14 protein-coding genes are annotated in these 20,355 nt (G+C 44.5%); 10 read left to right on the top strand and 4 right to left on the bottom strand.

Translation table 11 applies throughout. The features are described from left to right. Window positions 1-40 precede the first annotated feature (40 nt). The 4 genes from ATZ99_RS06700 to ATZ99_RS06685 are packed head-to-tail and all read left to right on the top strand — an operon-like array spanning window position 41 to window position 4,632. Window positions 41-1,105, top strand: coding sequence for a S1C family serine protease (locus ATZ99_RS06700; RefSeq protein WP_068748464.1), 1,065 nt, complete (start codon window positions 41-43; stop codon window positions 1,103-1,105). A 47-nt stretch (window positions 1,106-1,152) separates the two neighbouring features. Continuing rightward, window positions 1,153-3,159: a molybdopterin-containing oxidoreductase family protein gene (locus ATZ99_RS06695; RefSeq protein ID WP_068748463.1), complete on the top strand. Its 2,007-nt coding sequence runs from the start codon at window positions 1,153-1,155 to the stop codon at window positions 3,157-3,159. Then, the gene (gene rlmH / locus ATZ99_RS06690; RefSeq protein WP_068748462.1) at window positions 3,156-3,635 is read left to right on the top strand and encodes a 23S rRNA (pseudouridine(1915)-N(3))-methyltransferase RlmH; all 480 of its coding nucleotides are present in this window, start codon (window positions 3,156-3,158) and stop codon (window positions 3,633-3,635) included. The genes ATZ99_RS06695 and rlmH overlap by 4 nt, the downstream gene beginning before the upstream one ends. Before the next feature lie 58 nt (window positions 3,636-3,693). Further along, window positions 3,694-4,632 carry a DMT family transporter gene (locus ATZ99_RS06685; RefSeq protein ID WP_068748461.1) on the top strand — a complete coding sequence of 313 codons (939 nt, stop codon included), beginning with the start codon at window positions 3,694-3,696 and terminating at the stop codon, window positions 4,630-4,632. Here the strand turns inward: ATZ99_RS06685 and ATZ99_RS06680 are convergent. Next, window positions 4,605-5,822 carry an MFS transporter gene (locus ATZ99_RS06680; protein ID WP_157074728.1) on the bottom strand — a complete coding sequence of 406 codons (1,218 nt, stop codon included), beginning with the start codon at window positions 5,820-5,822 and terminating at the stop codon, window positions 4,605-4,607. The two genes, ATZ99_RS06685 and ATZ99_RS06680, sit on opposite strands and share 28 nt — an antisense overlap. A gap of 180 nt (window positions 5,823-6,002) precedes the next feature. On the opposite strand from ATZ99_RS06680, the gene ATZ99_RS06675 reads away from it, so the two are divergent. Next, the gene (locus tag ATZ99_RS06675; protein ID WP_068748459.1) at window positions 6,003-6,545 is read left to right on the top strand and encodes a flavin reductase family protein; all 543 of its coding nucleotides are present in this window, start codon (window positions 6,003-6,005) and stop codon (window positions 6,543-6,545) included. Here the strand turns inward: ATZ99_RS06675 and ATZ99_RS06670 are convergent. Further along, complete coding sequence (locus tag ATZ99_RS06670) at window positions 6,532-6,957, bottom strand: EamA family transporter (protein ID WP_068748458.1); 426 nt, start codon at window positions 6,955-6,957, stop codon at window positions 6,532-6,534. The genes ATZ99_RS06675 and ATZ99_RS06670 overlap by 14 nt on opposite strands. Further along, window positions 6,954-7,610: an endonuclease III domain-containing protein gene (locus tag ATZ99_RS06665; RefSeq protein WP_068748457.1), complete on the bottom strand. Its 657-nt coding sequence runs from the start codon at window positions 7,608-7,610 to the stop codon at window positions 6,954-6,956. Before ATZ99_RS06665 ends, ATZ99_RS06670 begins: the two co-directional genes overlap by 4 nt. 109 nt (window positions 7,611-7,719) lie before the next feature. Between ATZ99_RS06665 and ATZ99_RS06660 the strand changes: the two genes are divergently transcribed. After that, window positions 7,720-8,391: a GntR family transcriptional regulator gene (locus tag ATZ99_RS06660; protein WP_068748456.1), complete on the top strand. Its 672-nt coding sequence runs from the start codon at window positions 7,720-7,722 to the stop codon at window positions 8,389-8,391. A gap of 35 nt (window positions 8,392-8,426) precedes the next feature. Here the strand turns inward: ATZ99_RS06660 and ATZ99_RS06655 are convergent, their stop codons facing one another. Continuing rightward, window positions 8,427-8,786 carry a MerR family transcriptional regulator gene (locus tag ATZ99_RS06655; protein ID WP_222927092.1) on the bottom strand — a complete coding sequence of 120 codons (360 nt, stop codon included), beginning with the start codon at window positions 8,784-8,786 and terminating at the stop codon, window positions 8,427-8,429. A gap of 305 nt (window positions 8,787-9,091) precedes the next feature. On the opposite strand from ATZ99_RS06655, the gene glnA reads away from it, so the two are divergent. The 4 genes from glnA to ATZ99_RS11845 all read left to right on the top strand — a co-directional run bounded on the left by glnA (window position 9,092) and on the right by ATZ99_RS11845 (window position 20,332). After that, window positions 9,092-10,426, top strand: a complete 1,335-nt coding sequence (gene glnA, locus ATZ99_RS06650; RefSeq protein ID WP_068748454.1) for a type I glutamate--ammonia ligase — start codon at window positions 9,092-9,094, stop codon at window positions 10,424-10,426. Window positions 10,427-10,778: 352 nt separating this feature from the next. Beyond that, complete coding sequence (ilvN, locus tag ATZ99_RS06645) at window positions 10,779-11,309, top strand: acetolactate synthase small subunit (RefSeq protein ID WP_068748453.1); 531 nt, start codon at window positions 10,779-10,781, stop codon at window positions 11,307-11,309. Further along, window positions 11,306-12,964, top strand: a complete 1,659-nt coding sequence (gene ilvD / locus ATZ99_RS06640; protein WP_068748452.1) for a dihydroxy-acid dehydratase — start codon at window positions 11,306-11,308, stop codon at window positions 12,962-12,964. Before ilvN ends, ilvD begins: the two co-directional genes overlap by 4 nt. Before the next feature lie 387 nt (window positions 12,965-13,351). Then, window positions 13,352-20,332: an IPT/TIG domain-containing protein gene (locus ATZ99_RS11845; protein ID WP_068748451.1), complete on the top strand. Its 6,981-nt coding sequence runs from the start codon at window positions 13,352-13,354 to the stop codon at window positions 20,330-20,332. Window positions 20,333-20,355: the final 23 nt, after the last annotated feature.

Raw genomic sequence — 20,355 nt, 5'->3', positions numbered from 1 at the left:
TTGAGGAGGGGTACGTACGGTAAAAAATGCAAAAACCCTTGTGGCTATAATCCTGATAAGTGCATTAATAGGAGCGGTTTCCTCTACCTTTGTTACAACCAAGATAATCTACGGGGAAAGGCAAAAATCTTTCGAACCACCTGCCAGGACTCAGACTTTTTCCGACAAAGATATGCCGATCCCGGATATAGCAAGAGAAATCACTCCGGCCGTAGTGGGTGTTGTAACCACCTATATAGATTATGATTTCTTTTTCAGGAAGGTGGAAAGCCAGTCTATAGGTTCGGGAATACTGGTGGACGAAAGGGGCTATATACTTACCAATGCTCATGTGGTGACGGGATCGAACAGCATCACGGTTTACCTGTACGATGGGAGAAAATTTAAAGCGAACAAAATCTATGAGGACGGGGAACTGGATTTGGCGGTAATCAAAATCGACGGAGACAATTTAACCGCTGCAAAGCTCGGAGATTCGGACAAGGTGGTGGTGGGGGACAGGGCTGTAGCCATAGGAAACCCCCTTGGTCTTACCCTTCAAAGAACCGTAACGGCGGGTATAATCAGCGCATTGAACCGAACCATAGCGGTGGGCACAAAAAGGAGCATGACCCTTATTCAGGATTTGATTCAAACCGATGCTTCAATAAACCCCGGCAACAGCGGAGGGCCTCTTTTAAACGGTAAGGGAGAAGTTATAGGGATAAATACGGTTAAGGCTACGGAAGCCGAGGCTATAGGCTTTGCAATACCCATTAATTTGGCAAAACCAATAATTAAAAAAATACAGGAAACGGGCAGATTTGAAAAGCCCTACATCGGCATTGAGGGTATAGACAGGGAAATGGCAAGGCTTTTTAACATAGAGGTGCCGGTAGATGGAGGCATATTTGTAATCAAGGTGCATGAAAACAGCCCTGCGCAGGAAGCAGGAATAAGGCCCGGGGATATAGTATTAAGTATAAATGGAGAAAAACTTACGAAAGTTTCACATTTAAGAAAAATGCTATACGCTTTAGGACCCGGACAGACTGCCGAGGTGGAATTGCTGAGGGGAAAACAAAAAATGTCGGTGTCAATTTTAATAGGAAGAGAACCTCAATAAAGGATTTGAGCTTACAGGTTTAAATACTTTTAGGAGAGGAGAATACGATGAAGGTTTACAGGACGGCATGTCCGAGGGACTGCCTGGGAGGCTGCGCTCTGAGGGCAATCGTAGATGAATCGGGGAGGCTTGTTAAGGTACGGGGGGACGAAGACCACCCCTGGACGAGGGGTTTTACCTGCATTAAAGCAAAAAGTTACCCGGAAATCGTCTACAGCGAAAAAAGGCTGAAAAAACCCCTGATAAAAATGGGGGAGGAATTTAAAGAAGCCTCCTGGGATTATGCCCTGGATGAAATATGTAACAGAATGCAAAAGGTTATTGAAAAATACGGGAGTCTTGCAATTCTTCACGAGTCTTCGGGAGGCTCCGAAGCCCTTACGAAAAATATAGACAGGGGCTTTTTTAACGCTCTTGGAGGGGTTACAGTAACCGAGGGGTCCCTCTGCTGGGGCGCGGGCATAGCTGCACAAAAATACGATTTTGGGGGGCTTTCTGAAAACGACCTTACGGAAATTGAAAACGCAAAAACCCTGGTTCTATGGGGGAGGAATATCCTTTCTACCCAGCCCAATGCTTTTTATTTCATTAAAAGGGCGATTGAAAAGGGAGCAAAGCTCGTTATAGTAAATCCCTTTTATACCGGCCTTGAAAAAATGGCAAGCCTTATAATTAGGCCAAAGCCCGGCACCGATTCCGCTTTGGCCCTGGGAGCCTGCGCCTTCCTGGTGGAAAAAAACCTCTTTGACGATGAATACGTAAATAAGTTCTGCTACGGCTTTGAGGAATTTAAAGAAATTTTAAAGGATTACACCCTTTCGGCGGTGCAAGAGATTTGCGGTTTGCCGAAAGAACAAATTGTGGAGCTTGCAAACTATTATTCCATTAATAAACCCGTAACCACCCTGCTGGGATACGGCCTTCAAAGGTACAGGGGTGGGGGAAACACCGTAAGGGCAATAGATGCGCTTTCAGCCCTGACCGGTAACATTGGCAAAAATGGAGCAGGTGTATCCTACGGAAGCGATATTTTTTGGAACATGTTTTCCAATATACTATTCGAGGAAGAGGTAAGGTTTAAGCGGCATTTTAATAAAACCGCCCTGGCAAGGGACATATTAAAGTCACAGGACCCTCCCATAAAATTTGCACTAATAAACAGGGCTAACGTTATGGCGAATACCCCCAATGTGAAATTAATGAAAGAAGCCCTTGAAAGCATCGATACCGTTGTAGTAATTGACCTTTTTATGACCGATACGGCAAAACAAGCGGACATCATCCTTCCCTGCACCACCTTTTTTGAGGAAGAAAACGTTAAGGTAAACTCCTGGAGTCCTTATATCTATTACTGCCCTAAGGTCATAAACCCCATTTTCGAAGTAAGATCCGATGAGGAAATTTTCCTGGAACTGGCAAAAAGGCTGAACCTCAGACCTTTCTATGGTTTAACAAAAGAAAACTTATTAGAATGGGCTGTGAAACCCTTGCAGGGTATAGGCTTGAGTTTTGCGGAGTTGAAGGAAAGGGGATTCGTAAGGCATCCTTTTGCTCCTTACGTAGCCTGGCAGGATGGTAAATTCAGGACACCCAGCGGCAAATTTGAATTTTATTCGGAAAGGGCTGAAAGGGACGGCCAATCTCCGTTACCCTTATATCTTAAACCCTATGCAAAAGAAAAAGATTATCCCTATTATCTGATCTCCATGCACTCCAGGTTCAGGATACATACTCAATTCCAGCAGGCAAAAACCATTGAAAAAATTAATCCCTTCCCGAAAGTATTTATACATCCGGAGGAAGCCGCAGAAAAGGGCATTTTAGAAGGAGAGATAGTAGAGGTTTTTAACGAGAAGGGCAAAATAAAGGTGCGTGCGGTTTTCGAGGAAAACATGAGAAGGGATATACTGATGGTAGAGTCCGGATGGGAGCTGGAAAGTGAAGGCAATGCGAATATTATTATTGAGGAAAATATTACGGAGATGGGAAACAGCGCCGCTTTATATGATGAAAGGGCGGACATAAGAAAGGTAACGGCAGGGGATAAAAATTGAACGTACACATCATTGCTGTGGGAAAAGTGAAGGAAAGATACCTGAGGGAAGGAATAAAAGAATATGAAAAAAGGCTCCTGCCCTATTGCAAAATAAACACAATTGAGGTAATGGAGGAAGAAGCCCCGGCACAAGCCATCGCTATTGAGAGGGAAGCCTTATTAAAAAAAGAAGGGGAAAGAATATTGAAGGCATTAAAGCCCCATAGCTATAAAATAGTCCTGGCGGTTGAAGGAGAAAGGCATACCTCCGAATCCATGGCGTCAAAGATGGAAAAACTCATGCTTATGGGGATTTCCGACTTCACCTTTATAATAGGTAGTTCCTTTGGCCTTTACTCGGAAATAAAAAAAACTGCCGATCTGGTTTTGTCTTTTTCTGATTTTACCTTTCCTCATCAAATGATGAGGCTTATTTTATTAGAACAAATTTACCGCTGGATGAAGATAATAAAAAAAGAGCCCTACCACCGTTAACAATGCTCATAAAATTTAATAGGTGACATTGGTTGCCGCATCGGAGGAGGAATATATAATGCAGAAAGAAGAAAAAAAGGCGATAATCGCCGGGTTGATCTGTTCAATGATTTTTGGTTTTTCCTTTTTGTTTACAAAGCGAGGGCTGGAAGTAATGGATATTTATCACCTTCTCGCCCTGAGGTTCAGCTTTGCTTTTATTGTTTTTTTAATACTCCGGGGAACCGGTTTTGTAAAGGTGAACTTAAGGGAGAAATCCATTTTACCCCTTATTCTGATAAGTATTATTGAACCCATTTTATACTTCATCTTTGAGACCACCGGGGTAAAGCTCACTTCTTCTTCCGAAACGGGGATGATGATAGCGGTGATCCCGGTAGTAACCCTGATTTTTGCCTTTTTTATTCTTGGAGAAAGGTCCGGCAGAAAACAAATATTCTTTATTTTTCTTTCCGTTTTCGGGATGGCTTTTATGATATTGATGAAGGGGAAGCTGGAAGTGGGGAAAAACCTTCTGGGCACCGTATTTGTGCTGGGGGCGGTGGTGAGCGCCGGGCTTTACAATGTGATTTCAAGAAAAATATCGAAGGAGTACACTCCCGAGGAGATAACTTACTTTATGATGATCGTGGGAATGTTCTTCTTCAACGCCGTGTCTATAATAGATCATACAAAAAAAGGAAATATCTCAGGGTATTTTCTTCCCTTATTTAATTTGAAGGCTGTTTTTTCTGTGGTTTATTTAGGATTTTTTTCCTCGGTTGTAGCCTATTTTCTTTTAAATTATATGCTCTCAAGAATAGAAACCTCCCGCTCTTCGGTTTTCAGCAACCTTACCACATTAATTTCAATTATTGCGGGAGTAATCTGGGGAGATGAGAGTTTTTACTGGTACAACGCCGTGGGAAGCCTTTTAATCCTCATCGGCGTATGGGGCGCCAATCGCTTTTCGGAAAAAGCACAGGTTGATTACGCTTCCGACCTCAGACCGGAATAGATGTAATTTGTTAGCAAGGTCAAAAATACAGCCGATATAAGGGGAAGTATGTATACCGGGACATTATCTACCAGCAGTCCTGCCAGGAACATTCCCACCGGCTCCATAAAAGAACTCATCGAAGAAATAAGCCCGAAAACCCTTCCCCTTAAATCGGCAGGTATATTTTTTTGAAGCAAGGACAGTATGGGAATGTTGGCAAAGCTTGAAGAAATACCCGCAATTAAGATCAAAAAGATGTTTGCAAAAAAGTAAAAGTTTTTTGAAAGAATTCTTAAAAGGAAGGGCAATACAATAAAGCCGGTAATGAATATGTAAGCACTAATGGTTAAAAGACTGATGTACAGGGTTAAAGCCAGATTCTTTCTTTCGGGCAAAAGGGCCAGGACCAAAGAACCCATAAGCATACCCGCAGGGAAAAAACTTTCCAAGATACCGAATTGCGAAGGGGAAAGGCCTATCACGTTGTTTATAATGTAAGGGAAGGGGACATTGATTCCAAAGTTGAAAAAGAAATTAATGAAAACCGCTGCCGAGAAAATAATCAGGATGGTTTTCTGGGACCTTACAAAAGAAAAGCCCTCCTTTAATTCTGAAAAAACTAAGTCAGGGTTTAAAGCCTTTTTTTGAATTTCCGGCGCTTCTTCGGGGAACAAATTAAAATTTATTAAAAGCTCTAAAAGTGCCGCCAGAAGAAAGGAAAGGGCGTTTGCCATTATAAAGAAGTTTAAATTGACAAAACCGAAAATAATACCGCCGATAAAGGGCCCGGCAATGGAAGAAAGAGAGGTTATACCCGAGTTTATAGAATTTACCCTTGTTAGGTTCTGCCTTCCGGCGATTGCCGGCATGGAGGCATTGAAGGAGACGTCTTCAAAAATATTGCAGATGGCCAGGATAAAATTGACCGATAGGACAAGTAAAAGGTTTAATTTTGAAGGATCAAAGATAAAGTAAAACAACGTTAAAGTAGCAAAACTTATTAAATCGGAGAATACCACTATTTTTTTTCTGCTGAAATTATCGCAAAAAACTCCGGAAAAGGGGCCAAAAATCACCCGGGGGAGGGTGCCGGCTACCAGGCTTAATGAAAAGGATAGCCCCGATCCCGTCATTTTCAAAACGTACAGGCTGATGGCAAAATTATAAAGATAACTTCCCAGCAGGGAAATGGATTTTCCAAGAAACATCAGGACCACGTTTTTTATAATTCTTTTTTCGATTTTTGAGCCCCCCTTTTTTCAGAAAATACAAACCATATTTATATTATTCAAAAGAATAAGTATTGTCAATAAAAACAGGGTGAAAATTTGGATAAATTATGCAATAATTTAATAAAAATGAGAATAATACAAAGGGAGGAATAAAAGATGTTTAAAAGGATCACTTTAAAAGAGGCTTCTTCATATATTGCCGAAGGGCTGAAAAAAGGAGCTTTTCTTACGGTTAAATCAAAGGATAAGGTAAATACCATGACCATAGGGTGGGGATTTACGGGGGTGCTCTGGCAAAAAGAGGTATTCTGCGCCTTTGTAAGACCTTCCCGCTACACTTTTAAATTAATAGAAAAAGCGGACTCCTATACGGTGAGCATACCTCTTAGAGCAGACCTTTCAAAAGAGCTGAGGCTGTGCGGCACGCTCTCCGGTGAGTCCGTGGACAAAATAAAGGAATTAAACTTAAAGCTGTTACCGGGAGAAACCGTTGATTCGCCGGGGATAGAAGACTGCGATTTAGTAATAGAATGCAAAATTATCTATAAAGCATCCATCGAGAGGAATGCAATCCCCGGAGAAATAAAAGCCTCCTTTTACCCGCACGGGGATTTCCATCACATGTATATCGGGGAAATTACCGCTATAAGGATGAAAACCGAACAAACCGGTTTTGAAAGCTCGGCTACAACCTCATGACAATGATACCCAGAATAACGATTAAGGCTCCGACTATTTTATTTAAAGCCAGGGATTCCTTTAAAAAGAGAATTCCGAATAAAAGGGCAAATAGAGGGTAAGTTGCACTCAATGGTACCACCAGCGAGACGTTGCCTTCCTTCAAAGCGTAAAAATAAGCAAAATGCCCCAAGAAGGAGGCCAAAATCCCCTCTAAAACGATAAAAATAAGGGTGCGTTTATCCAAGGTAAAGGCCGGCAGGTACCCTCCCATATACGAGACCAGAAGGCAGATTCCTACGGCTATGCTTATGCTGAAGGTTCTTATAAAAAGAGCTGCTAAAGGCGGCAATTTGGTAAGCCCCATTTTTCCGAATATCGGGGCTAAACCCCAGAAAAATGCGGTGAGAAGGGCAAAAATAATGGGTCTCATTTCTTAACCTCCTTACATAAATCACTTAACGGACAAAACCCGCAGCCGGGTTTTGTCCTGCAGACTTCCTTTCCGAGCTTTACAATAAGTGCATGGTATTCATTAAACAGGGAAGTATCCAAAGGTAAATTCGACATAAACAATTTCTGGAGACTTTTGTAGTCTATATCTTCCGTTATTATACCCAGCCTGCAAAAAATCCTTTTGGTGTAGGCGTCCACCACAAAAATCGGCTTTTTTGCGGCGTAAAGAATGATGGAGTCCACCGTTTCTTCTCCCAGCCCTTTTAATCCCAGTAGTTCCTCCCGGAGTTCATATACGTCTTTATCGAACAGCCTGTATAAACTGCCGTCGTAATTTTTCAAAAGATACCTGCAAAAATTTTTGAGCCTTTCCCCCTTTTGCTTGTAAAACCTTGTGGAGCGAATAAGCCCGTGAAGTTTTTCGTCATCAATTTCGGATAACGCCCTGGGGGAAAGAAGATCTTCCCTCTTGAGATTTTTTATGGCCTTTTCCACGTTGGACCAGGATACGCTCTGGGTCAGTATGGCGCCAACTACAGTTTCAAAATCGCTTCCGGCAGGCCACCAGTGTTGAGGTCCGTAAGCCTCAAACAATTTCTCAAAGATTGCAAGGAAAATATTATTTTCCATTTTTGCATTCCCACCCTTTTTATTATTTGCTTTAAATAAAATTTATCATATGTTATAATTAAATTGCCCAAAAGGGCGCGAATTTTTAATTTATTTGAGGAGGGCTTTCATGATAGGGCAGGGACAGGAGAGCGGGTACTCGTTGAGAAATAAGATATATCAGCATCTGAAGAATGCCATTCTAAACGGAGTATATAAACCGGGAGAAAGCCTTATAGAACTTAAAGTGGCCCGGGAACTGGGAGTGAGCAGGACTCCGGTAAGGGAAGCCATAAGGCAGTTAGAACTGGAAGGTCTTGTGTCCAGCATACCCAATAAAGGGGTAATTGTCGAGGGTGTTACCGAAAAAGACGTGGAGGACATATATACCATACGAAAAATGATCGAAGGGCTGGCGGCAAGGTGGGCAGCCGAGAAAATTACTCCGGAGCAGCTGAAGGAGTTAAAGGATATACTGGATTTAATGGAATTTTACACTCAAAAGGGGGAAATAGAAAAAGCGTCGGAGCTGGATACGCAGTTCCACGACCTTATTTTCAAAGCCTGCCAGAGCAGACCCTTAGAATCCGTTTTATCTCACTTTAACCATTTTATACAGCGGGCAAGGCTGGTGTCAATTAAGAGCATAGGAAGGGCACCCTATACCTTAGAGGAACACAAAAAAATTTACGAAGCCCTTGCAAAGAGAAATCCCGAGGAAGCGGAACAGGCCATGATAAACCATGTGGAAAAGGCAAGGCAAAACCTTAATCCTTATCTAAAAGACAAAAAAGTATTTTAGTCCGGTGAAGAGCCGGACTTTATTTTTTATGGATTTTATTTGCCGTCCTTTGTCTTATCTAAAAGCTTCATTAATATGGCCCGGTTGGAAACAGGGTATAGCGATGAGATTTTTAGCTCCGCCGGGGAAAGGTTGGCAAGGCTTTCCAAGGACAGCTCCCTCTCAAATTCTTCAATTTTTTCTTTAATGGATTTTAAATCAAAACCGTTTTCCTTGAGGTATTTAATCCTTAAAAGGCAGAGCACGTCCCTTTCGGTGTATCTTCTCTGGCCGCCCTCGGTTCTTTCGGGCTTTATAAGCCCCAAATTTTCGTAATACCTTATCTGTCTTGCCGATAAACCGGTTCTTTGCTCCACAGCCCCAATTCCGTAAAAACCCTTTTCATCCTTTTCCACAGGGCATCCTTCCTCCCGTAAAATTTTCCTAATTTTAATTCTAACAAAACCTTCCGGCATGAGTCAATACAAACCTGACATTATTATAGATTAAAAAAAATATTAAAATAAAACCTTACAAATAGTTGACACATAAAAATAAGAGTGATATTATACTTAACAAATGTATTAAATGCGGTTTAAGAAATAAATGATTGCGGGCATGCAGCAAATGCAGATATAAAGGGAGCCTGGAAATGCTAAAGTAAGTGGCTGGCGAGTTTACCGTGAATCTAATAAAATAAAATTTTAAAAGGAGTGAAATTATGCCCAAGTACACCAAAAGCGATATTTTGAAAAAGGCTCAGGAACTGGATGTAAAGTTCATCCGGCTTCAATTCACGGACATTCTGGGGATAATTAAAAATGTCACGATTACCGTAGAACAGCTGGAAGACGCCCTCGACGGCAAGATAATGTTCGACGGCTCCAGTATCGAGGGTTTTACCCGGATTCAGGAATCGGATATGTACTTAAGGCCCGATTACGATACCTTCTGCATTCTCCCCTGGAGGCCCAGGAGGGGTGCGGAAGCAAGGCTCATGTGCGACATATACACCACCGATCAGGAACCCTTTATAGGGTGCCCCAGGACAATTCTTAAAAAGGTCTGCGATGAAGCCAAAGCAATGGGTTACGAATTTCAGGTTGGACCCGAACCGGAATTTTTCCTATTTCAGCTGGGCGAGGATGGCAGACCCACCATTAAGACCAACGACAGGGGAGGATATTTCGACCTTTCTCCCGTGGACTTAGGAGAAAACGCCCGGCGCGATATTGTTCTTGCATTGGAAGAGATGGGCTTTGAAGTGGAAGCTGCCCATCACGAGGTAGCTCCGGGACAGCACGAAATAGACTTTAAGTACGCCCCGGCTCTGAGAACTGCCGATAACATAGTTACCTTTAAGTTTGTAACCAAGGCTATTGCCATGGAACACGGGCTTTACGCCACTTTCATGCCGAAACCCATTTTCGGTGAAAATGGATCCGGAATGCACCTTCATATGTCCCTTTTCAAGGATGGGGTAAACGCTTTTTACGACCCGGAAGACAGGGAAACGGGACTTTCTCAGATAGCAAAATACTTCATAGGCGGCATACTGCACCATGTGAAGGGATTTACCGCAATTACCAACCCCACGGTGAACTCCTATAAAAGGTTGGTTCCGGGCTACGAAGCTCCCGTTTACATTTCCTGGTCGAGTAAGAACAGGAGCGCTCTCGTGCGGGTGCCCGCTGCTCGGGGCAATGCCAGCAGGATAGAGCTTAGAAGCCCCGATCCTTCAGCAAATCCCTACCTGGCTTTGGCGGTAATCCTGGCAGCCGGCTTGGACGGAATTAAAAATAAGATTGAGCCCGGCCCCCAAACCTTCGACAATATTTACGAGATGACTCCGGCGGAAAGGCTGGCCCAGGGGATAGAAAACCTTCCCGGCACTTTAAAGGAAGCACTGGAGTATCTTTCTAAGGATGAAGTGATAAAAAAGGCCCTCGGCCCCCATGCTTACGAGCACTTTGTGAAGGCAAAATTGATAGAGTGGGATACCTATAAAACTCAGGTACATCAGTGGGAATTGGATCAGTATTTACCCATATTCTAACGGTTTAAATAATTTAGCAGTTTTTCAATCTATGTAACCTCTATTATTTTCATAAATGGTAGTGTTTTACCGAATATAAATGACAGGTTTGCTAAATATGGATGGCTAATTATTAATTTATATAGATATATTTAAAACTAAATGTATAAAAAGCCTCTTTCTTAAAAACTACCCGGTAGATAACTCTACCGGGTAAATTTTTTATCTTAAAAAGTCAATGCATCAAAATTTAAATAGGGAATTTGCCAAAATAAATAATGCAATATTGATAATTTTAAGGATTTTTATGGTATAATAATTTAAATTAAAAAAACCGGGCGTAGGATTTTTCCGGGGAAAAGGGGTGAAGATTTTGCGAAGAGCCGTATTTTCCGTGCTGGTACATAATGAATACGGGGTTGTAACCAGGATATCGGGGCTTTTTACCAGGAGGGGGTTTAATATTACCAGCTTCACCGGAGAAGAGACGGAGAACCCGAAAATATCCAGGATAACCATTGTAGCCGAGGGAGATGAAAGAGAGCTGGATCAGATAAAGAGCCAGGTGGAAAAGCTGGTGGATGTGATAAAGGTGGTGGAATTGGACGTAAAAGCTTCGGTTCAAAGGGAACTTGCCCTGATTAAGGTCAAAACCGATGATAAAAACAGGACGGAAATTTTTCAAATTGCCGAGTCCTTCCGGGGGAAAATAGTGGATATCGAGCCCGAATCGGTAATTATTGAAATAACCGGTGACCTGGAAAAGATAAAGGCTTTTTTAAACATGATGAAGCATTACACCATTATCGAAAGCGTGAGGACGGGGATTATAGCCCTGCAGAGAGGTAAAAAAGGAATTCTGGACGAAGATGACACAAATGAGTCAAAGGAGGCTAAAGTATGATAAGCGACAGGGTTAAAAAAGGATTTCAGAGGGCACCCCACAGGTCCCTATTTTACGCTATGGGATTTACCGGGGAAGAACTGGAAAGGCCCATCATCGGTGTGGTAAACTCCAAAAGTGAAATAATTCCCGGCCATGTGCATTTAGACAGGATAGCTTCTGCGGTAAAAACGGGAATTTTGATGGCAGGGGGCACTCCCGTAGAAGTGCCCGCAATAGGCATCTGCGACGGCATTGCCATGAACCATGTGGGTATGAAATATCCCCTGGCCAGCAGGGAACTTATTGCCGATTCCATTGAAGCCTTAGCGATAGCCCACGCCTTCGATGGGCTCGTCCTTATCCCCAACTGCGACAAAATTGTACCGGGAATGCTTATGGCCGCGGCCCGGCTTAATATACCCGCGGTTGTGGTGAGCGGAGGGCCAATGTACGCGGGCAGGCTAAAGGGTAAAAAGATAGACCTCTCCACTTGTTTCGAAAGTGTTGGGAAATACAGCCGGGGGGATATAACCGATGAGGAATTGGAGGAAATAGAAAAAAGCGCGTGCCCCGGTTGCGGTTCCTGTGCCGGGCTTTTTACGGCGAACTCCATGAACTGTATGGTGGAAGCTCTCGGTATGGGGCTTCCGGGCAACGGCACAATCCCCGCCTACGAAGGGGCAAGGATAGCCCTTGCCAAAAAAGCGGGGATGGCGGTAATGGAACTGGTAAAAAAGGACGTGAAGCCCAGGGATATAATGACGAAAAAAGCCTTTGAAAACGCCATTGCCGTTGATATGGCCATGGCCGGATCTTCCAATACGGTGCTTCATCTTCTGGCCATTGCCCGTGAAGCAAAGGCGGATGTAGACCTTAAGCTCTTCGACGAAATCAGCGCAAAAACCCCGAATTTGTGTAAAATAAGCCCGAGCGGTGAGCACAGAATGGAAGACCTGCACGAGGCGGGGGGAATCCCGGCCATTATGAAGGAGCTTTCAAAAAAGGGTTTAATTCACTTAGACCAATTGACGGTAACCGGAAAAACGGTAGGTGAAAATATAGAAAAGGCCGGGACTCCGGATGGGGATGTCATAAGGACTGTGGAAAATCCTTACAGGGAGACGGGCGGCCTTGCGGTGCTTTTCGGTAACCTGGCGCCCGATGGAGCTGTGGTAAAGGAAGCCGCTGTGGCTCCCGAGATGCTCTACCATGAGGGCCCGGCCAAGGTATTCGATTCGGAGGAAGAAGCCGTTGATGCTATTCTAAACGGTAAAATAATTAAGGGGGATGTGGTCGTAATAAGGTACGAAGGGCCAAAAGGCGGTCCCGGAATGAGGGAGATGCTTTCGCCTACCTCGGCCATAGCGGGGATGGGCCTTGATAAGGATGTAGCCCTGATTACCGACGGCAGATTCTCCGGGGCCACCCGGGGAGCTTCCATAGGGCACGTATCTCCCGAAGCCATGGAAGGAGGGCCTATTGCCCTTATCAAAGACGGAGATAGAATCAGGATAGATATTAAGGGCAGGAGGCTGGACGTTTTGCTGAGCCGGGAAGAACTTCAGGAGAGGGAAAAATCCTGGGTATGCCCACCACCTAAGGTGAAGGAAGGGTATTTAGCCCGCTACAGCCGGATGGTAACCTCCGCCTCAACGGGTGCGGTATTGATATAAAAATATTAAAAAATAAAAAAAGCCTTTAAAGCTGCGAAAATATTAAAAATCGCAGCTTTTATTTTTTAGTTTTAAAAAAATCGGATTTTTCCGGGATTAACTTGGAGAAAAATATGTCGATAAAAAATAAAAAAGTATTTATTAACAACTGTGGAAAGCATGTGGATAAATTATACACAATGGGGAAAACCCTTCTTAACCTGCAGTAAATCTGAAGGACAAGAAGAGCAAATTATCAACACCTGTGGATAACTTTGTGGATAATCTGGATAATTTTCTTTTAAAAGGATTTTAATGGTTTTTTGTCGAATTAGATAATAAAATTTTCGTAATAAATGACAATTAATATTCCTTTACATAGAAAAAATTGCCGGAGGAGGAATTCGGGTGTCGAAAATAAATAAAATAAAGACTTTGCATAAAATTTTATCCCTGATAATGCTCATATCGCTTTTTATAACCTTTTTTCCTTATAAAGCTGCTTTTGCGGATGTGCCGGTCATACAGGCAATCACTCCCAGCAGCGGAAGCGCTGCGGGAGGGGAGACTGTTACCATTCAGGGGCAGAATTTTGCTCCTGCTAATAAGATAAAGGTGCTCTTTGGAAGCATAGAGGCCAAGGTTATTTCGGTGAATTCGGAGGGGACACTTATCACCGTAGAAACCCCCTCCTATCCCCAGCTGGGGAGCGTCAGCGTCACGGTCAAAAATTCCGACACCGAGGTGGCTATATCCGACCCGTCCGGTGGAGGTGGATTTACATACCTGCAGAGTAAACCCCAGATAGATTCCGTTACACCCCTGACCGGAACGGCCGGTACGGAGATCACCATTACCGGAAAGGAATTCATGAAGGATATAGATTCCCAAAGAAAGCTAATTGTTCAAATAGGTGGCTATGTGGCAAGCAAAATTACCTATGTCAGCTCTACCGTTATCAAAGCTATCGTTCCCGCCATGTTTATCGGTTACAAGGATATCCGTGTGGAAAATCCTGATGGAGGAACCGCTGTCTATAACCCGGCGGAAGACAGCAAAAAGTTTTACTACCAGAAAAGCACCCCCACGATAACCAGCATTAGCCCTACAAAGGGGCCCATTAATACCGCGACGGAAATTACCATAAAGGGTACAAATTTCGTATCGGGGTATTATCCGGGTACTACCAATCCAATTACTACCGTCACGATCGGGGGTGTAGCGGCAACAGATGTTCAGGTAATAAACGAAACCACAATAGTTGCAAAGACCCCACCTTTATCAAGCCTGGGGGCTCAGCATGTAATCGTAACCGTTGACGGTGTAAGTGCCATAAAAGAAAACGGTTTTACTTATATTTCAAACCCTAAAATAGATGCCGTAAATCCAACAAGCGGCAGTGTGCTTGGAGGCATTGCGGTAAGCATAACGGGTTCGGGATTTATGAGCGGTGCTTCTGTAAAATTTGGTGCAATAGCGGCAAAAAATGTGGTGGTACAAAGCTCTACATTAATTACAGCTACACTGCCTGAAAGCACCGTTTCTGGACTTGTGTCGGTTACGGTTACAAATACTGACGGCGGAAGTTATACAAAGGATAATGCTTTTGAATATACCAGGACCACCCCGGTTATTGAAAAAGTATCGAACAGCATGGATTTTTCCGGAGCGGCTGAGGGCAGCGTGCTCGGAAACCAGTGGGTATATATAAAAGGAACTAAATTTGGGGATGACGGTTATCCCGATGAGGTAAAGGTGTATTTTGGGACAAAGCCCGCTTTGGAAGTTCGTTTAACGAAAACAGCAGAAGGGGATTACATAGCGGCATTGACACCTCCGAGCAGCGTTGAGGGCACGGTTACATTGAAGGTGGTAAATAAGGATGGAGGTACTGCTACTTCCTCTTTTACATATACGAGGAGTAAGCCTGCAATAACGAGTTTTCTTCCCACATCTTCTACAACCACAAAGCAGGAAGATGTTACTATTTACGGCGACAACTTCATGGATGGAGCAAAGGTTTACTTCGGAGGCTATGAGGCAAAAAACGTTGTTGTTTCAACTGATAAAAAGAGCATTAAAGCAACTATTCCCGAAAGTCCGTCACCGGGGCTTGTGGATGTAAAGGTGGTAAACCCCGATCAGGGCACGGCGGTTTCCTCGCAAAAGTTTGAATATGCAAAGAGCAATCCTGAGGTTACATCTCTTGTCTACGATAAGGATGTGGGGCAGTACGTATATGCACCTGTTAACGCGAATATTGAGTCCCTTATGAATATAAAGGTTAATGTTGGGACCACAAAAGGAGGCAACAATATAAGGATAGAAGGAAAGGACTTTTCAAACAATGCTACGGTTACCGTAGGAGGAAAAGCGGCTTTAAATATAAAGGTAACCAAAGAATCGCCTGCAAGGCACATAATAACCTTTGAAACCCCTCTTGGAGATGTAGGGGTAAAAGACGTTGTTGTACAAAATCCTGACGGTTCAAAGGTGACTGTGCCCTTCAAATACGTTATATCTCCTACAATAACCGGCATCACACCTTCAACGGGTACCACGGAAGGAGGAGACATAGTAGAGATTTCAGGCACCAACTTTGCGGGTAAGGCTGAGGATATTAAGGTATTCTTCGGAGGGGCAGAAGCACAGATTCAAAGTGCTTCATCAACTAAGATAGTGGTGAAAACCCCAAGGAATCAGGAAGGCGCAAAAAATGTCACGGTGATAAACCTTACCGATTACGGAATTGATATTAAAAAAGATGGTTTCACCTATGTGCTTCCCCCAAGCAATCCAAAGGTAGAAAGCATCAGCCCCTTATCGGGTCCCACCACGGGAGGCACCGAAGTAACTGTTGTGGGCTATGACATAAGAAGCGGTGCAAAGCTTTACATCGACGGAAGGGAAGCCCAGGTCACCTCAATTGAAATAACGGAGGAAATTTCAGAACAGGGCGTAATCTACAAAACCACTTTGAAGGCTTTGACGCCTTCCGGTACAGCAGGGGAAAAGGAGGTAAAGGTGGTAAACCCCGACGGAAAATACGCCGTATCAGCAAAACCCTTTACTTATAAAATTCCCGAGAAAGCGTTATCCATAACGAGCATTACACCCAATAAGGGCTCGGTGCTGGGAGGTACCTCGGTAACCGTAAAAGGTGCAAATTTTGTAAAAAGGGAATTGGTAGGAGGCACAATATACCGAAAGACTAAACTCACCATAGGCGGCAATGAAGCATACAGCGTAGACGTAAAGGATGACCTTATCACCGTTACCGCGCAAACTCCGGGTGGCTCCCTGGGAGCTCAGGACGTTATAGTTAAGGTAGTCAAGGTGGATGAATCCAAAAATCCCGAAGAGGAATTGGAAATAGAAAGCTCCGCGGTTTTAAAGGGTGGATTTACCTATGAACTCCCGAAAAGCCAGCCTAAGATTACCAAAGTATCAGCATACAACCAGAGGACCGGGCAGGAAGAAGCGGCGGTAGGCCCTGCGGGCGGAGGAACTATCGTAAGAATATACGGGGAAGAGTTCATAGCCGATTCGGGCGGTAAGCGGCTGGAGGTGTATTTCGGGAAAAATAAGGCAAATATAGTGGAGGTCGTAAGCTCAAACCTTGTTCAGGCTATAACCCCTTCGAGCACCCAGGTGGGGGCCGTTGATGTAAAGGTGGTAAACCCCGACGGGGGCGAGGCTGTTGCCTACGGAGGATTTATTTACAAGGGGAACAACATAATCGTTACGGGCATTACGCCCAATACCGCCAGCGTGCTCGGGGGAATTAGTGCGGTGGTGTTCGGTGCCAACTTCATAGAAGGCACCCAGGTTGCCATTGGGGGAGAGGCGGCGCTGAACGTAGTAGTTGAAAGCCCAACCAGGATTTCCCTTGTGGTGCCCGCCAATACGCCCGGGCAAAAAGATGTGGTGGTCTACAACGGTTTTGGAAGCGCAACCCTTCCAAAGGCCTTCCTCTATTTTGTGGAACAGACAAAACCCGTAATAACGGGGATAACCCCCGATTTTGGGAAATCCACCGGCGGGGACAAAATTACCATTACCGGTCAGGACTTTATGGCAGGCCCCGGCACAAAGGTTTTCATCGGGGAAACTCAGGCACAGCAAATAAATGTGAAGAGCACCACCGAAATAGAGGTTATAACACCTCCCGGAACGCCGGGTTTTAAAAGCATAACCGTGGTGAACAGCGACGGAGGGACTTATACCCTAACTAACTGTTTTCAATATATAAGCACACCGGTAATAGAATCCGTCACACCTCAGAAAGGCCCGGTTGAGGGAGGAATGTACATCGAAATAAAAGGCAAAAACTTTATTCCGGGCCTGACGGCAAACTTCACGGGGAGCTTTGTCTACCAGGGGCAAAATTACATAGAACTTCAAAACGTTCAGGTGCTAAATGAAACCGTGATTAAAGCCTTTACCCCGCCTTCACCGGGGGGCTACAAAGGTTTTGTCGACCTGGAAATAGTCAACCCGGATGCCCGGGGCGATGCAGGCAAAGCCAGAAAAGAAGGGGCATACCTTTACAGGGATACCTATACAAAGCCCGAGATTTACTATATTACTCCCAATAAAGGCCCGGTGGACGGCGGCACCGATATCACGATTACGGGAAAGGACTTTGCAAAGGACGCTGCGGTAGTCTTCGGCGACACCTTCTCGCCTTCGGTGACATATAAAAATTCCACCACCCTTATCGCTAAAACACCTCCGGGCAAGGAAGGTCCGGTGGACGTGCAGGTGATAAATCTAAGCGACGGCGGTTTTGCAAAAAAGGAAAAGGGCTTTACCTATACCGTGCCTCGAAGTTCACCCAAGATAACTTCGGTAGTCCCCAATAAGGGAAGCTCTGAAGGAGGCACTCCGGTTACAATTTACGGAAGTGACTTCAGAGAAGGTATAATAGTCCTGATAGACGGCAAGGAAATTCCAAATGACAAAGTAAACCTGATAAGTCCCACTGAGCTCAGGATAAAAACACCTGTAGCCGATACCTACGGCAAAAAGGCTGTAACCGTTGTAAACCAGGACGGCGGGACGTTTACATTAAAGGACGGGTTTGAATACGTACCGCCCGCTACATTGCCGGTAATTACCGGCGTAACCCCCGTTCAGAGTACAATTTTTGGAGGCGCCCTTGTTAAGGTTTACGGGAAAAACTTTGTTTTGGGTGCGAAAATATACTTCGGGGGTGTGGAGGCTAAGGAGGTGGCGGTGGATGAAACGGGAGAGCTTGCCACCTGTGTCACACCCGCCTATAAAACGGGCACGGCGGATCGGCTTGAAGAGGGTAAATATCCCGTTGAGGTGATACTCGTAAACCCGGATGGGGGGCTTGCCCTTTACGGAGAGGAATTTTATTTTGTGGTCCCCGAATCAAAGCCCAGAATACTTGAAGTAAACCCGGCTAAAGGGCCGAAAACCGGAGGGACTTTAATAACCATTAAGGGAGAGGATTTCAGAAAGGATGCCCGGGTGTATATAGGGAAAAATGAGGCAAGGGTGGAAAAAATTGAAGACGATACGGGCAGGCTTTCCACCGATGAGGGGTTTACAGCGGGTACAAAAATTACCGCAGAAGTTCCTTCGGGGGAAATTGGTAAGGCGGACGTAAGGGTGCTTAATCCCGATGGAGGCCTTGCCATCCTTTCCAAGGGATATGAATATTTAAATATTGCCGGCGAGGTGAAACTGGAATTTATTAACCCCGCGGAAGGAGCGGTTTCCGGGGGAACTCCCTTTATCATAAAGGGCAGCGGTTTTGTAAACCCCGTGAGCGTCTACTTCGGAGGGGAACTGGCCAAAAACGCCACGGCGGTGGACAACAGCACAATAAAAGGATACACCCCACCCAATACGCCGGGTAAAAAGGATGTGGTGGTATTAAACGGCAATGGCCTTTCCGGAGCGCTAAAAGACGGCTTTGAGTATAAAGTGCCCGAAAAATATCCGAGGATTACCGGGATTGACCCGTCAAAAGGCCCTGCCTACGGCGGCATTGAGGTAAATATTTACGGTGAAAACTTTTTGAGCAATGCAAAGGTGTTTATCGGCGAAAACGAGGCTCAGGTAACCCTTGTTGAGCCAAATCATGTAAAGATAATTCTCCCGCCGGGAGAGCTGGGGGTAAAGGATGTAATAGTTATCAACCCCGATACGGGAATTGACGTTCTGGAAGAGGGTTTTACTTATGTAGATTTCCCAAAAATCGAAAAAATTGAGCCTTCCGAAGGTCCGGTAGAAGGCGGAACCGAAATTACAATCACCGGAAAAAACTTTAAGCAGGGACTTGTGGTGCTCATAGGAGGAAAAACCGCTCAAAACGTAAATGTGCTGGGAGATACGAAAATCACGGCTAAGACACCGCCCCACACGGCCGGTTATAAAGAGGTAAAGGTAATTAACCCGGACGGTGCGGAGGCTACCTTAAAAGACGGGTTTTACTATAAACCCCCCAGGACAAAGCCGGAAGCCCCTGCGAACCTCTGGGCCTCGGGTTTTGATAAAACTACAATTAAACTTTCCTGGGAACCTTCGCTTAATGCCAACTATTATGAAATTTACGGAGCGGAAGGCAGCAGTTCCAATTACAAATACATCGGCAAAACGGCGGACACGGTATTTTTCGTGACGGGGCTTATACCGGACACAAAATATTACTTCAAGGTAAGGGCGGTGAATGAGCTCGGCATATCTGACTTCTCCTATGCCGATTACGCCTATACAAAAAAGGGAGAACTGGAAAACCTTTTGGAGCTCCCTTACGATTATTCCGAGGATAAGAGCAAATCCCAGGTGACCGTTTATATAAAAAGCGAAGGGATTTTGAAGGATAAGGGTTACAAAGTTACGGTGAAATCCAGCAAGGCTTTAAACTACAAAAATTACACCGCTTATCTGCCCCTTGGAATCCTCTCTAAGGCAAGCTCTGTAACCCTTGTCTTCGATGAAGTGGTTATAAATTTAAATTCCGACTCCCTTTACTCTTATAAAATTGCTTCTTTGAGCGAAAAAGAAAAAGAGGACACGAGCCTGATAATAAAAGTTAAAAGGGCAGAAGGCAAAGAAAAGGATGAGCTGTTAAAGGGCCTTTCCAAAGGGGATGTGGTTCTTTCGGATGCGGTTTATGTGGACTTTGATTACAAGGTTTCTAAATACTACACGAAGCCAGATTATGTGAAAGCAAACCTTTACATCGATTACGATTTTAACACCTTTTATCAGAAAGGGCTAAAGAGCGCGGATTTGAAAAAATACGATGATAAAAAACGCTCCTGGGCTAAGGTTTCCGAAGCGGCCGGGTATTACTTCACTTCGGGGGGAATAATAACCGCCCCGGGTTATTACGGGGTTATAGGAAGGTAAATTCAGGTGGCATGGGAGGGCCT

The organism is Thermovenabulum gondwanense (assembly GCF_001601575.1).
Taxonomy (GTDB): domain Bacteria; phylum Bacillota; class Thermosediminibacteria; order Thermosediminibacterales; family Thermosediminibacteraceae; genus Thermovenabulum; species Thermovenabulum gondwanense.
Note: the sequence above shows the minus strand (reverse complement) of the source record. Positions and strands in the feature narration are given on the sequence as shown.

Bases quoted from the DNA above. Each gene is read 5' to 3' on its own strand.
- ATZ99_RS06695 (WP_068748463.1), top strand. From the start codon at position 1,153: ATGAAGGTTTACAGGACGGCATGTCCGAGGGACTGCCTGGGAGGCTGC.
- ATZ99_RS06675 (WP_068748459.1), top strand. From the start codon at position 6,003: ATGTTTAAAAGGATCACTTTAAAAGAGGCTTCTTCATATATTGCCGAA.
- ATZ99_RS06665 (WP_068748457.1), bottom strand. From the start codon at position 7,610: ATGGAAAATAATATTTTCCTTGCAATCTTTGAGAAATTGTTTGAGGCT.
- ATZ99_RS06680 (WP_157074728.1), bottom strand. From the start codon at position 5,822: ATGTTTCTTGGAAAATCCATTTCCCTGCTGGGAAGTTATCTTTATAAT.
- glnA (WP_068748454.1), top strand. From the start codon at position 9,092: ATGCCCAAGTACACCAAAAGCGATATTTTGAAAAAGGCTCAGGAACTG.
- ATZ99_RS06685 (WP_068748461.1), top strand. From the start codon at position 3,694: ATGCAGAAAGAAGAAAAAAAGGCGATAATCGCCGGGTTGATCTGTTCA.
- ATZ99_RS06660 (WP_068748456.1), top strand. From the start codon at position 7,720: ATGATAGGGCAGGGACAGGAGAGCGGGTACTCGTTGAGAAATAAGATA.
- ATZ99_RS06670 (WP_068748458.1), bottom strand. From the start codon at position 6,957: ATGAGACCCATTATTTTTGCCCTTCTCACCGCATTTTTCTGGGGTTTA.
- ilvD (WP_068748452.1), top strand. From the start codon at position 11,306: ATGATAAGCGACAGGGTTAAAAAAGGATTTCAGAGGGCACCCCACAGG.